Annotated in this window: 10 protein-coding genes; 4 read left to right on the top strand and 6 right to left on the bottom strand. The window is 67.7% G+C overall.

Going from position 1 to position 13,117, the window contains the following annotated elements:
* Nucleotides 1-139: 139 nt before the first annotated feature.
* The 3 genes from ACSQ3M_RS26685 to ACSQ3M_RS26675 form a co-directional block, all read right to left on the bottom strand.
* Nucleotides 140-3,322, bottom strand: a complete 3,183-nt coding sequence (locus tag ACSQ3M_RS26685; RefSeq protein ID WP_436153110.1) for an efflux RND transporter permease subunit — start codon at nucleotides 3,320-3,322, stop codon at nucleotides 140-142.
* An 80-nt stretch (nucleotides 3,323-3,402) separates the two neighbouring features.
* Nucleotides 3,403-4,620 (bottom strand): efflux RND transporter periplasmic adaptor subunit, encoded by a 1,218-nt coding sequence (locus ACSQ3M_RS26680; protein WP_436153109.1) that lies wholly within the window; start codon nucleotides 4,618-4,620, stop codon nucleotides 3,403-3,405.
* A gap of 53 nt (nucleotides 4,621-4,673) precedes the next feature.
* Nucleotides 4,674-5,510, bottom strand: a complete 837-nt coding sequence (locus ACSQ3M_RS26675; protein WP_436153108.1) for an alpha/beta hydrolase fold domain-containing protein — start codon at nucleotides 5,508-5,510, stop codon at nucleotides 4,674-4,676.
* A gap of 127 nt (nucleotides 5,511-5,637) precedes the next feature.
* Between ACSQ3M_RS26675 and ACSQ3M_RS26670 the strand changes: the two genes are divergently transcribed.
* From ACSQ3M_RS26670 to purU, 3 genes are all read left to right on the top strand, one after another.
* Nucleotides 5,638-6,585, top strand: a complete 948-nt coding sequence (locus tag ACSQ3M_RS26670) for a LysR substrate-binding domain-containing protein (protein ID WP_436153107.1) — start codon at nucleotides 5,638-5,640, stop codon at nucleotides 6,583-6,585.
* Between the two features lie 90 nt (nucleotides 6,586-6,675).
* Nucleotides 6,676-7,965 carry an amidase gene (locus ACSQ3M_RS26665; protein ID WP_436153106.1) on the top strand — a complete coding sequence of 430 codons (1,290 nt, stop codon included), beginning with the start codon at nucleotides 6,676-6,678 and terminating at the stop codon, nucleotides 7,963-7,965.
* 212 nt (nucleotides 7,966-8,177) lie between these two features.
* Entirely contained in the window at nucleotides 8,178-9,041 is an 864-nt protein-coding gene (purU, locus tag ACSQ3M_RS26660; protein ID WP_436153105.1) for a formyltetrahydrofolate deformylase, read from the top strand.
* Between the two features lie 6 nt (nucleotides 9,042-9,047).
* Here purU and pyrC read toward each other — a convergent pair whose 3' ends face one another.
* A complete protein-coding gene (pyrC, locus tag ACSQ3M_RS26655; RefSeq protein ID WP_436153104.1) occupies nucleotides 9,048-10,142 on the bottom strand; it encodes a dihydroorotase in 1,095 nt (364 codons plus the stop codon).
* A gap of 238 nt (nucleotides 10,143-10,380) precedes the next feature.
* On the opposite strand from pyrC, the gene ACSQ3M_RS26650 reads away from it, so the two are divergent.
* The gene (locus ACSQ3M_RS26650; protein ID WP_436153103.1) at nucleotides 10,381-11,091 is read left to right on the top strand and encodes an orotate phosphoribosyltransferase; all 711 of its coding nucleotides are present in this window, start codon (nucleotides 10,381-10,383) and stop codon (nucleotides 11,089-11,091) included.
* Nucleotides 11,092-11,147: 56 nt separating this feature from the next.
* On the opposite strand, the gene ACSQ3M_RS26645 is transcribed toward ACSQ3M_RS26650, so the two are convergent.
* Both ACSQ3M_RS26645 and ACSQ3M_RS26640 read right to left on the bottom strand, forming a co-directional pair.
* Nucleotides 11,148-12,224 (bottom strand): ABC transporter substrate-binding protein, encoded by a 1,077-nt coding sequence (locus ACSQ3M_RS26645; RefSeq protein ID WP_436153102.1) that lies wholly within the window; start codon nucleotides 12,222-12,224, stop codon nucleotides 11,148-11,150.
* 93 nt (nucleotides 12,225-12,317) lie between these two features.
* Nucleotides 12,318-13,106 carry an enoyl-CoA hydratase/isomerase family protein gene (locus ACSQ3M_RS26640; RefSeq protein WP_436153101.1) on the bottom strand — a complete coding sequence of 263 codons (789 nt, stop codon included), beginning with the start codon at nucleotides 13,104-13,106 and terminating at the stop codon, nucleotides 12,318-12,320.
* Nucleotides 13,107-13,117: the final 11 nt, after the last annotated feature.

Raw genomic sequence — 13,117 nt, 5'->3', positions numbered from 1 at the left:
GTAAGCTTGATCGCACGTTCACAGTCTTTCTGGATATACCTTATCCACATCTAACAGCCCCGCCATGTTATTCAGCGTGACGGGGCCGCGAACCAACGCAAATGCCGTTTGGGCCACCCGCCCCCGCCGGCTCGCCCCACTAAGCCGCCTCGGCAAGTTCCCCCTTCCCCTCCACCCCATGCTGGCGCAGCGGCTTGTTGCCCGAGAGCTTGCGCATCAGCACGTAGAAGACCGGCGTCAGGAAGATGCCGAAGGCGGTGACGCCGATCATGCCGGCGAAGACCGCGATGCCCATCGCCTGGCGCATCTCGGCGCCCGCCCCGGTCGAGAGCACGAGCGGGACCACGCCCATGACGAAGGCGAGCGAGGTCATCAGGATCGGCCGCAGGCGCAGGCGGCTGGCCTCGATCGCGGCCTCGACCGGCGTTCTGCCTTCGAATTCGAGCTCGCGCGCGAATTCGACGATCAGGATGGCGTTCTTGGCCGATAGTCCGACCAGGACGACGAGGCCGATCTGGGTGAAGACGTTGTTGTCGCCGCCGCTCCACCAGACGCCGGCCATCGCCGCCATCAGGCCCATCGGGATGATCAAGAGGATCGCGACCGGCAGGGTCAGGCTCTCGTATTGCGCCGCCAGCACCAGGAAGACGAGCAGGATCGCGACCGGGAAGACGAGCATGGCGGAGTTGCCGGCGAGGATCTCCTGATAGGTCAGCTCGGTCCATTCGAAGGCGAAGCCCTTGGGTAGGGTCTCGGCCGCGATGCGCTCGACGGCGTCCTGCGCCTGGCCCGAGGAGAAGCCCGGGGCCGGGCCGGCATTGATGTCGGCGCTGAGGAAGCCGTTATAGCGCATCGCCCGTTCGGGGCCGGAATCGGTGCGCACGTTGAGCACGGCCGAGAGCGGCACCATCTCGCCCGAGTTCGAGCGGACCTTGAGCTTGCCGATGTCCTCCTGATAGGCGCGGTAGGGCGCATCGGCCTGGACGCGCACGGTGTAGGTGCGGCCGAACTTGTTGAAGTCGTTCACATAGGACGAGCCGAGATAGATCTGCAGCGTCTCGAAGACATCGGTGACGGGAACGCCGAGCTGGCGCGCCTTGGTGCGGTCGATGTCGGCATAGAGCTGCGGCACGTTGACCTGGAAGCTCGAGAACATGCCGGCGAGCTCAGGCGCCACGGCGGCCTTGGCCATGAAGGCCTTCGTCGCCTCGTCGAGCGCCTTGTAGCCGAGACCGGCGCGGTCCTCGATCTGCAGCTTGAAGCCGCCGATGGTGCCGAGGCCCTGGACAGGCGGCGGCGGGAACATCGCGATGAACGCCTCCTTGACGCCGGCGAACTCCTTGTTGAGCTGCATGGCGATGGCGTTGCCCGAGAGCTCCGGCGTCTTGCGCTGGTCGAACGGCTTCAGGCCGACGAAGACGATGCCGGCATTGGACGAGTTGGTGAAGCCGTTGATCGACAGGCCCGGGAACGAGATCGCGTTCTCGACGCCGGGGTGCTTCAGGGCGATCGCGTCCATCTTGCGGATGACGTCCTCGGTGCGGTCGAGCGTCGCCGCGTCCGGCAGCTGCGCGAAGCCGACGAGGTACTGCTTGTCCTGGCCCGGCACGAAGCCTGACGGCACCTTCTGGAAGAGCACGACGGTCAGGCTGACAAGGCCGGCATAGACCACGAGCATCACCGTCTTGCGGCCGAGGATGCGGGTGACGCCGCCGCCATAGGCCTCCGAGGAGCGGTTGAAGAAGCGGTTGAAGCCGCGGAAGAACCAGCCGAACAGGAAGTCCATGCCGCGGGTCAGCGCATCCTTGGGCGCGTCATGGCCACGCAGCAGCAGCGCTGCGAGCGCCGGCGACAGGGTCAGCGAGTTGATCGCCGAGATCACCGTCGAGATCGCGATGGTCAGCGCGAACTGGCGATAGAACTGGCCGGTCAGGCCCGAGATGAAGGCGAGCGGCACGAAGACCGCGACGAGGACGAGCGCGATCGCGATGATCGGGCCGGAGACCTCGCGCATCGCCTTGTAGGTGGCTTCGCGCGGCGACAGGCCGTTCTCGATGTTGCGCTCGACGTTCTCGACCACGACGATGGCGTCGTCGACGACGATGCCGATCGCCAGCACGAGGCCGAACAGCGAGAGCGCGTTGATCGAGAAGCCGAGCAGGTACATCACAGCGAAGGTGCCGACGACCGAGATCGGCACGGCGACGAGTGGGATGATCGAGGCGCGCCAGGTCTGCAGGAAGACGATGACGACGAGCACGACGAGCGCGATCGCCTCGAGCAGCGTGGTGATCACCGCCTTGATCGAGGCGCGGACGAACTGGGTGGTGTCGTAGACGATCGAGTAGTCTACGCCCTCAGGCATGTTCTGCTTGATCTCGCGCATGGTCTCCTGGACCCGGTCTGCGATGGCGATGGCGTTGGAGTTCGGCGCCTGGAAGATCGGCACGGCAACGGCCGACTTGCCGTTGAGCAGCGAGCGCAGCGCGTAGTCGGCGGCGCCGAGCTCGATGCGGGAGACGTCCTTCAGGCGGACGACCGCGCCGCTCGGGGCGGTCTTGACGATGATCTCGCCGAACTCCTCTTCGCTGGCGAGGCGCCCTTGCGCATTCACGGAGAGCTGCAAGTCGAGCCCCGGGCCGCTCGGCGAGGCGCCGATCACGCCGGCCGCGGCCTGGACGTTCTGGGCGCGGATCTCGCGGACGATGTCGGAGGGCGAGAGGGCGTGCTCGGCGACCTTCTGCGGGTCGAGCCAGACGCGCATCGAATAGTCGCCCGAGCCGAAGAGCTGGACCTGGCCGACGCCGTCGATGCGCGCCAGCCGGTCCTTGACGTTGAGGACGGCATAGTTGCGCAGATAGGTCATGTCGTAGCGACCGTTCGGCGAGGTGATGTGCACCACCATCGTCAGGTCCGGCGAGCTCTTGATGGTGGTGACGCCGAGACGGCGCACCTCCTCGGGCAGGCGCGGTTCCGCCTGGCTGACCCGGTTCTGGACCAGCTGCTGGGCCTTGTCCGGGTCGGTGCCGAGCTTGAAGGTGACGTTCAGCGTCATGACGCCGTCGGTCGTCGCCTGGCTCGACATGTAGAGCATGCCCTCGACGCCGTTGATCTGTTCCTCGATCGGCGTCGCGACGGTCTCGGCGATGACGCGCGGGTTGGCGCCGGGATATTGCGCGCGCACCACCACGGTCGGCGGCACGACCTCGGGATATTCCGAGATCGGCAGGGCCCGCAGCGCCAGCAGGCCGGCGAGGAAGATCAGGACGGAGAGGACGCCGGCAAAGATCGGCCGGTCGATGAAGAACTTCGAGAGGTTCATGGGGGTGCCCCTTCAAGGCGGCGGCCCCGCCGGTCCCGAAGCGGCCGGCGGAGCGATAGAACTGGGAAAGGCTCGCGCGCTCAGCGCTGCGCGAGCTCGGTCGTGGGCTTCTTCAGCTCGGAGCGCTCGGCCATCGGCACCTGCTCGGGCGCGACGGTGGCGCCGGGACGGATGCGCTGCAGGCCGTTGACGACGATCTGCTCGCCGGCCTCGAGCCCACTGGTGACGATGCGCAGGCCCTCGGCAGCGGTGCCGAGCGTGACCTCGCGCCACTGGGCCTTGTGGTCCTTGCCGACGACGAAGACGAACTTCTTGTTCTGGTCGGTGCCGACGGCGCGCTCATTGATAACGAGCGCCGGCTCGGACTTCGCCTGGCCCATGCGCAGGCGCACGAACTGGCCGGGCATCAGCGCGCCGTCCTGGTTGTCGAAGATCGCACGAACGCGGACCGTGCCAGTCGCGGCGTCGATGCCGTTGTCGACGAAGTTGAGATGGCCGGAGACCGGCGCCGCCTCGTTCGCCGCGGTGGTCATCTGCACCGGGATGCGCTTCAGATCGCGCGGCTTGCCAGGCTCGACCGGCAGCGTTGCCAGCGCCTTGAGCAGCGAGCCCTCATCGGCGTTGAAGCCGGCATAGACCGGATCGACCGAGACCAAGGTCGTCAGCAGCGGCGCGTTGGCGCCGGCGGCGACCAGGTTGCCGACCGTGACCTCGAGCCGGCCGATGCGGCCGCCGATCGGGGCGCGGATCTGGGTGTAGTCGAGGTTCAGCCTGGCCGACTGCAGAGCGGCGCGGGCGGCGCGCTCGTTCGCCTGCGCTTCGCGCAGCGCGTTCAGCCTGGTGTCGAGGTCACGCTGGGAGACGTTCTGCGTCGACATCAGCTTCTGGCCGCGCTCATGCTCGCCAGCGGCGAGCGCAACGCGCGCCTCGGCGGCGAGCAATTGCGCCTGGGCCCGCTCGAACTCGGCCTGATAGGGCGCCTGGTCGATGCTGACGAGCAGATCGCCCTGCTTGACCAGCGCGCCTTGCGAGAAGTGCACCTGCTCGACCACGCCGGAGACCCGCGAGCGGATCTCGACGCGCTCGATCGCCTCGAGCCGGCCGGAGAACTCGGCCCAGGCGACCAGCGCGCGCTGCTCGACCAGTGCGACGGACACCGGAGTGGCCGGCGGTGCAGCAGCGGCGGTGTCGCCCTGCGCCTTGCCGGAGCCGTTGAGGGCGACGGCGAGGGCCGCGAGCGAGACGCTGGCTGCGAGAGTGACGCCCAACAGGACGTGACGGATCGTTCCCTGAATCATGGGTTCATTCCTTGTCAGAAGTGAAAAGTCGAAACTGGAGGCGACGCGAGCCGCTAGGACGGCGCTGTCGCGGTGAAGAACTCGCTGATGTGATGACAGGCCGCGCAGAGGCAGGAGCCGTCGCACGGGCCTTCGGCGAAGGCGTCCGGCCAGCGGCTCGGCGCGCCGACGACGCGGATGGTGGTGTCGACGCCGGCCGCCTTCAGCCGGCCGGCATAGTTGATGCTCTCGTCGCGCAGCAGGTCATCCTCGGCCGTGACGATCAGGGCCGGGGCGAGGCCGGAGAGCCGTGCGGCATTGACCGGCGTGGCGTAAGGGTGCGCCGCCTTCTCCGGCGAGCCGAGATAGGCGTGCCAGCCATCGGCCCAGCGGCAGCCGACCGGCCCTGCCTCGGCGTTGCGGAAGGAATAGGTGCCGAGGCAGGAATCGAGCATCGGCGAAAACAGGATCTGGCCGGCGAGCGCTGGCCCATGCCGGTCGCGCGCCATCATGGCAAGCGCCGCGGCAAGGTTGCCGCCGGCCTCCTCGCCCGCCACATAGAGCGGTGCGTGCTTGCCGACCCAGCGCGCCTTGTCACGGGCGATCTTCTCGAGCGCCGCATAGCTCGCTTCGAGCGCCTGCGGAAACGGATTGGCCGGCGCCAGCGGATAGGGCAGCGAGATCACGATCGCGCCGGCCTCGGCCAGGGTGGTCGCGACAGCTTCGCCAGAAGCAAGAGTGCCGCTGTCGAAGGTGCCGCCATGCAGATGGACAACGAGGCCTGCCTCGTCCGGCACTGCCGCCGGCGCATAGAGCCGGCCGGCGAGCTTCTCGCGCCCGGCCTGCACGCTCTGCTCGCGCCAGAAGACGGCGCGGCGATAGCGGCTTTCGGGGATGGAGGGAGCGAGCATGACAGTGGCGACTGACGAATGTTGCGGTGCGTCATGATTTAGGTGATGCTCTTCCCTTAATAAACCACCGATCCGCTCCTACATTATTTCCATACAGAAACAATCGCCGGATCACCCGAGGATTGCGATGGACCAGCTCACTGCCATGCGCGCCTTCGTGCGCGTCGTCGAAGTCGGCACCTTCACCCGCGCGGCGCAGCTGCTCGACCTGCCCAAGCCGACCGTGACCAAGCTGATCCAGCAGCTCGAGGGGCATTTGCGGGCGCAATTGCTCAACCGCACGACGCGGCGCGTCACCGTGACCATGGACGGCGCCGCCTATTACGAGCGGGCGCTACGCGTCCTCGGCGAGATCGACGAGCTCGACCAGAGCATGACCTCGTCGCAGGCGCGTCCGAGCGGGCGCCTGCGCATCGATGTCAGCGTGCCGCTCGCGACCGACATCATCATGCCGGCGCTGCCGCAATTCCTGGCGCGCTACCCCGAGATCCAGGTCGATATGGGCCTGTCCGACCGGCCTGCCGACCTGGTCGGCGAGAATCTCGACCTTGCCGTGCGCGCCGGCGCGATCGACGATCAGAGCCTGATCGCCCGCCGCATCGGCCAGATGATGCTGATCACCTGCGCGACGCCGGACTATCTGGCGAAGCACGGCACGCCCCGGCATCCACGCGACCTGGAGAATGGCCACTTCGCGGTCGGCTATCGCCGGGCCGGCACCAGCCGCATCCTGCCCTTCACCTTCGCCGGCACCAGCGAGACCATCGAGATCCACGGCAACTATGTGATCTCGCTGAACGAGGGCACCGGCTATCTCGCCGCCGGGCTCGCCGGGATGGGCATCATGCAGGTACCGACCTTCATGGCGCAGGCGCACATCGCCTCCGGGCGGCTCGTGCCGGTCCTGACCGACTGGTGCACCGCGCCGAAGCCGCTGCACATCATCTACCCGCCGAACCGGCATCTCTCGAACAAGGTACGGGTCTTCGTCGACTGGCTGGCGGAGATCTTCGCCGCGAACGATCTGCTCCAGCGCAAGCCGGACCTGCCCATCGCCCACGACGTTGCGGCATGAGCCGGGCGCGGGGTTTCTTCGGCTCCGGAATGCGCTAACCAGACGGGCGCAGCTTTCGCCGCGTGCCCGTCCACCAGCCAGGTCCGTCCGATGTCCCGTAGCGTCCGCGACAAGCTCGAAGCCAACCTCGCCCGCATCGGCGACGGCACCCCGGTGTTCACCAGGCTCCTGCTCGACACGGCGCGCGCCGAGGCCGACGCGGCCGATAGCCGGCGCAAGGCCGGCCTCGAGCTCAGCCCGCTCGACGGCACCATCGTCTCGGTCAAGGACCTGCTCGATGTGAAGGGTGTGACGACCTGGGCCGGTTCCAGCGCGCTCAAGGGCGCGGCACCGGCAGTTCAAGACGCGCCTTCGGTGGCGCGGCTGCGCCGGGCCGGCGCGGTGATCATCGGCAAGACCAACATGACCGAGTTCGCCTTCTCCGGCATCGGCCTCAACGCCACCTTCGGCACGCCGGGCAGCGCGCTCGACAAGGCGCGCATCCCCGGCGGTTCCTCCTCCGGCGCGGCGGTCTCGGTGGCGGAAGGCACGTCGGAGCTGACCGTCGGCACCGATACCGGCGGCTCCTGCCGCATCCCCGCCGCCTTCAACGGCATCACCGGGATGAAGCCGACGCACAATACGGTTCCGGCCGAAGGCTGCTTTCCGCTGGCACCGAGCCTCGATTCGATCGGCCCGCTGGCGAAGGATGTCGCTGGCTGCGCCCGTTTGCTGTCGGTGCTGGCCGACCGGCCCTTCGCGCTCGAAGATGGTATCTCCGCCGGGCGGGTCCGGCTCGGCGTGGCGCGTGGCGGTTTCCTGGCCGAGGCCGACCCCTCCGTCGCCAGGGCCTATGAGGCGGCGATCGAGCGCGTGACGCGGCTCGGCATCGCGGTCGAGCCGGTCGACTTCGACGGGCTCTACAAGGAGATGTTCGCGATCGGCCCGGTGCCGCTCGTCACGGTCGAGGCTTCCGCGGTGCATCGCGACCTGATGGCCAGCAAGGGCGACGCCTATGACCGGCGCGTCGCGGCCCGCATCGCCATCGGCGTGCCCTGCAAGGCAGCAGACTACATCATCGCGATGGAGAGGCGCCGGGCGCTGATCGCAAGGCTCGCCGCCCTGCTCGACGGCCTCGACGGTTTCCTCGCGCCAACCGTGCCGATCGAGGCGCCGATGATCGCCGCGATGGAGGCCGATGACGAGGCCTTCCACACGGCCAACCGCCTGATCCTGCGCAATCCCGCCTTCGGCAACCTGTTCGACCTGTGCTCGATCTCGTTGCCGATGCCGCTCGGCGACGGGCTCTCCGGCGGGCTGATGCTGAGCGCCGTCGCCGGGCGGGACCGGCAGTTGCTCAACCTCGCGAAACTGATCGAACCGGCAGCTTCGGGGCACTGAGCCCGCTCGGCTTGACAAGTTCTCCCGATGCAGGCCCTTCACGGACCATGATCGCGCGCAGCCTTCACGGATCACTCCCCGCCGCCCTTGCGGTCGCGGGCGGCTGCGCGCGCCTGACCGGCCGAGGTTGACGGCAGCGCGTCGCGCGCCTCCCTCTCCGCCCCAAAACTCATTCCTGATCGAAGGGCCGCCCTCGCCGGCGGCGTCATGCCATGCTCGACCGCACCAGCGTGCTCACCCTCTCCTGCCCTGACCGTCCGGGCATCGTCGCCGCCGTCTCGACCCTGCTGTTCGAGGCCGGCTGCAACATCCTCGACGCCCAGCAATATGACGACATCGAAACCGGCCGCTTCTTCATGCGCGTCGTCTTCGCCCGCCTCGACGGCGCGCAGCCGCAGGAGGCCATCGCCGCCGGGATCGAGGCGCTTGCCCAGCGCTTTGCCATGACCATCAGCCTCAGCGAGCGGGCCAAGAAGAAGCGCGTGCTGCTGCTGGTCTCGAAGTTCGACCATTGCCTGGTCGACCTGATCTATCGCTGGCGCATCGGCGAACTGCCGATGGAGATCGCGGCAATCGTCTCGAACCATGAGCGCGCCGCCATCGCCTCGACCGATATCGGCGATCTGCCCTTCCACCATCTGCCGTTGACGCGCCAGACCAAGATGGAGCAGGAAGCCGAGATCTGGCGGATCGTCCAGGAGAGCAAGACCGACCTCGTCGTGCTCGCCCGCTACATGCAGGTCCTCTCGGACGGGCTCTCGGCCAAGCTCGCCGGGCGCTGCATCAACATCCACCACTCGTTCCTGCCCGGCTTCAAGGGCGCCAAACCCTATCACCAGGCGCATGAGCGCGGGGTGAAGCTGATCGGCGCGACAGCGCACTACGTCACCCCGGACCTCGACGAAGGGCCGATCATCGAGCAGGACGTCGAGCGCATCAGCCATCGCGACACGCCGGACGACCTCGTGCGCAAGGGCCGAGACATCGAGCGGCGCGTACTGGCCAGGGCCGTCTCGCACCATCTCGAAGACCGGATCGTGCTCAACGGCAAGAAGACAGTGGTGTTTACCGATTGAGGGGCGTCAGCCCCTCACCTCTCCCAGCGACCATGGCAGTTCCTCGCCGCCGCGGAAGACCACGACGTCCTCCTCGCCGACCGCGATGGCGGGCGAGACCCGGCAGGGCCGCTTTTCCAGCGTGACCGTGCCCTGGTTCAGCGGCAGACCGTAGAAGCGCGCGCCGTTCTCGGAGGCGAAGGCCTCGAAATGGGGAAGTGCGCCCTCCTCGTCGAAGACCTGGACGTAAGTCTGCAGGGCGGTTGCGCCGCCAAAGACGCCAGCCGAGCAGCATTCGGCCTGCTTGGCGCCGCGCAGATGTGGTGCCGTGTCGGTGCCGATGAAGAAATTGCCATCGCCGGAGGTCGCGGCCTTGCGCAGGGCGAGGCGATGGCGCTCGCGCTTGGCGACCGGCAGGCAGTAGAGATGCGGCCTGAGGCCGCCCTGGAAGATCGAGGTCCGGTTGATGATCAGGTGATGCGGCGTGATCGTGCCTGCGGCGCGGCCGGCATGGGCGCGCACCAAGTCTACCGTCTCGGCCGTGGTGACGTGCTCGACCACCACCTTCAGGCCCTGATGCCGCTTCAGGAGCGGCAGCATCTCGGTTTCCATGAACACCGCCTCGCGGTCGAAGATGTCGACAGCAGGGTCGGTCGCCTCGCCATGGACGAGGACCGGCATGCCGATCTTCTCCATCCGTTCCAGCACCGGCGCGAGCTTCGGAATGCTGGTGACGCCGTGATGGGCGTTGGTGGTGGCGCCGGCCGGGTAGAGCTTGGCGGCGGCCCAGACGCCGTCGCGGAAGCCGCGCTCGATCTCGTCGGGTTGAGTCGTATCTGTCAGGTAGCAGGTCATCAGAGGAACGAAGTCGCTGCCCTCCGGCCGGGCCGCCAGGATGCGGTCGCGATAAGCGGAGGCCGCATCGATGCTTGTCATCGGCGGCACCAGGTTCGGCATGATGATGCCGCGCTTGAACTGGGCGGCGGTGAAGGGCAGCACCGCCTTCAGCATGGCGCCGTCGCGCAGATGCACGTGCCAGTCGTCCGGACGGCGGATCGTCAGCGTCTCGAAGGTGCCGGCTGCCTTGGCTTCAGTGCTGCCGAAGAGTTCCGTGACGCTCATGCCCTGCCCCTGTGCTTCCCGCCCGCCTTGCGAATCCGAAGGCGAGCCGGCTCTTCCATAACCGCCCTGCCCGGGCTGTACGAGCACCCCTGTGCAATCATCTCGGGGACAGCGCGCAGCGGGGATTGACCTTCACCGGCAACCTGTCGAGAAGGGGCCGTTTGCGAATTTGATCAGAGCCGCGCCAACGCCTGCAAACGGCGAAGGATGGCGCGCGCTGGCCCTGGAGAACCAGACCATGCCCAATCTCTACATGCCGGTCGACCGGGAGACCATCGCGCTCGAAGCGGCCAAGATGCTGCTGGAGATCAAGGCGGTCCACTTCTACAGCGACAAGCCCTTCATCTTCACCTCGGGCTGGGCGAGCCCGGTCTATATCGATTGCCGCAAGATCATCTCCTTCCCGCGGCTGCGCTCCTCGCTGATCGATTTCGCGGCGACCACCATCGTGCGCGATATCGGCTATGAATCGATCGATATCGTCGCCGGCGGCGAGACGGCCGGCATTCCCTTCGCCGCCTGGATCTCGGACCGGCTGTCGCTGCCGATGCAGTATGTCCGCAAGAAGCCCAAGGGCTTCGGCCGCAACGCGCAGATCGAAGGCGAGGTGGTCGAGGGCGCGCGCACGCTGCTGGTCGAGGACCTCGCCACCGATGGCGGCAGCAAGGTCAACTTCTGCAAGGCCCTGCGCGATGCCGGCGCCAAGGTCGATCACTGCTTCGTGCTGTTCTACTACGACATCTTCCCGCAGGGGCGCGAGATGATGAAGGAGATCGGCGTCGGCCTGCACTACCTCACCACCTGGTGGGACGTGCTCAAGGTCGCCAAGGCCAGCGGGCATTTCGAGCCGAAGGTGCTGGACGAGGTCGAGAGCTTCCTCAACGAGCCGGCCAAGTGGTCGGCCGCCCATGGCGGCATCTCGGACTTCAATCAGGCCAAGACCGGCTGAGGAGTATCAGGCCGGCCACACCCTTCAGGGGTCGCGGCCGGCATCTCCATGCGCTCTCAGCCGACGTGGAGAACCCGAAAGCGCTCGGGTGCCGCCGGATCGCGATCGACGACCTGGATCGGCGGCCAGGCCCATTGCCAGACGCTGATCCCCGGCGTGCGCGAGAACCGGATCGGCCCGCGCGTGCCTTCGATCAAAACCCTGGACCAGGCTTCGGCGATGCGCGCCCCATCGGTGCCGTGAGATCGCAAGAGATCGGCGAGGACGGCGATCGTGTCATAGCCCTCGAAGGCGACGAAGGACGGCGCCTGGGCCAGCCGCTTGCGCAAGGCTGCCTCGACCCGCTTGCCAAGTGGAGGAAGCTGCTCGGGCAGATAGCGCAGGAACGGGATCGCTGTTCCCTCTTCGCCCAGCAACGCCAACCATTCGGGCAGTTCCGGTGGCCCGGCCGGCGCGCCGATCATGAGTCCTGCCAGGCGCTGGTCGCTGCGGACGCACCTGACGATCGGCACCGCCGGCTCCGGGTGACCGACCAGGAGCAGCAGGGCCGTGGCGCCCTTGTCGACGAGCTCGTCGCAGAGTGCTGCAGGAGTCAGCGAGTTCATGTCGAACTCCACCACACTGCCGCCGCGTGGCGTGATGTAGTCCTGCAGGATGCGTGTCCCTGAGGCCCAATAGACGCTCGGCACGGTGGCGGCGGCGATCCGCTGGTGGCCTGCGCCGAGCAGGAAGTCGGCGTAGAGCCGCCAGCCACGGGATTGCGCCGGGGCGATGCGTGCGACCCAATCCGTCGGCTGCTCGGTGAGCGTGTCGAGCACGGCCGAAGAGCAGAGGAACGGCAGGTGCAGGGCATCGGCCCTGGCTGCGACGGCGCGGGCGACGACGCTGTGATACTCCCCCGCCAGAGCCGCCACGCCCAGGCCTGCCAGTTCATCAACGGCTGCCGTCGCCTTTTGCGGATCGGCCGCAGTGTCCCGGACCAGCAACTCGATTGGTCTTCCGGCGACACCGCCGGCGCCATTGACGTCGGACACGGCCAATTCGAGCCCGGCGAGCAGATGCTGGCCGGCCTCGACCCAGCCGGGCCGCGACAATGGGGCCAAGGCGCCGATCCGGATGGAGGGTGTATTCATGCGTCGGCGTCTCCCGGGCGACCATTCGGTCGCACTATGCCGGGATCGCACACACGGACGTCAGTAGCGCGAATGCAGCGCGGCCAACCGATTTCAGAACTTCGGTGGCCGGCGCTCGAAGAAGGCGGTGATGCCCTCACCGAAATCCGCGGTGCCGGCATTGGCGACGAAGGCTCGCTTCTCCAGCTCGAGCTGTTCGCCGAACGAGCCTTGCGTCGCGGCCTGGACCAGCGCCTTGCTCGCCTTCTGCGCGCCAAAGCTGCCGCGAGCGAGCTTCTCCGCCAATGTGCGGGCAACATCCATCAGCTCGCCAGATGGCACGACGCGGTTGACGAGGCTGAGCTGCAGGGCAGCCTCGGCGTTGATCGCCTCGTTGAGCAGGACGAATTCCAGGGCCCGGCGCGGGCCGAGCAGCTGCGTCAGCGACCAGGTCGTGCCACCGTCGGGACTGGTGCCGAGCTTGGTATAGGCCGAGAGGAAGCTCGCATCCTGCGTCGCGACGACGAGATCGCAGGCGAAGGCGAGCCCGACGCCGCCACCCGCAACCGGCCCCTGCACCGCTGCGATCACCGGCTGCGGCATTGCCTTGATCAGACGCATCAGCGTGTGGAAACGGTCGATCAGCAGCGTCGCGGTCTGCGGCGCGCCGGGCAGATCGGCCTGGAAACGGGCGAGATCGCCGCCCGCCATGAAGGAGCGCCCTGCCCCGGCGAGGATGACGGCGCGGATCGTCTGATCCGCAGCCAGCCCGGAGAAAGCCGCCACAAGCGCATCGGCCATCGCCTCGTCGAGCACGTTGAGCACCTTGGGACGGTTCATGGTCACGGTGAGAACCGGCCCCTGCCGCTCCGTGATCACCACCTCGCCTGCCGGATCGCTCATCGCCTCGTCCT

Origin of the sequence: Allobosea sp. LjRoot90 (genome assembly GCF_964254315.1) — a bacterium.
Taxonomy (GTDB): Bacteria; Pseudomonadota; Alphaproteobacteria; order Rhizobiales; family Beijerinckiaceae; genus Allobosea.
Note: the sequence above shows the minus strand (reverse complement) of the source record. Positions and strands in the feature narration are given on the sequence as shown.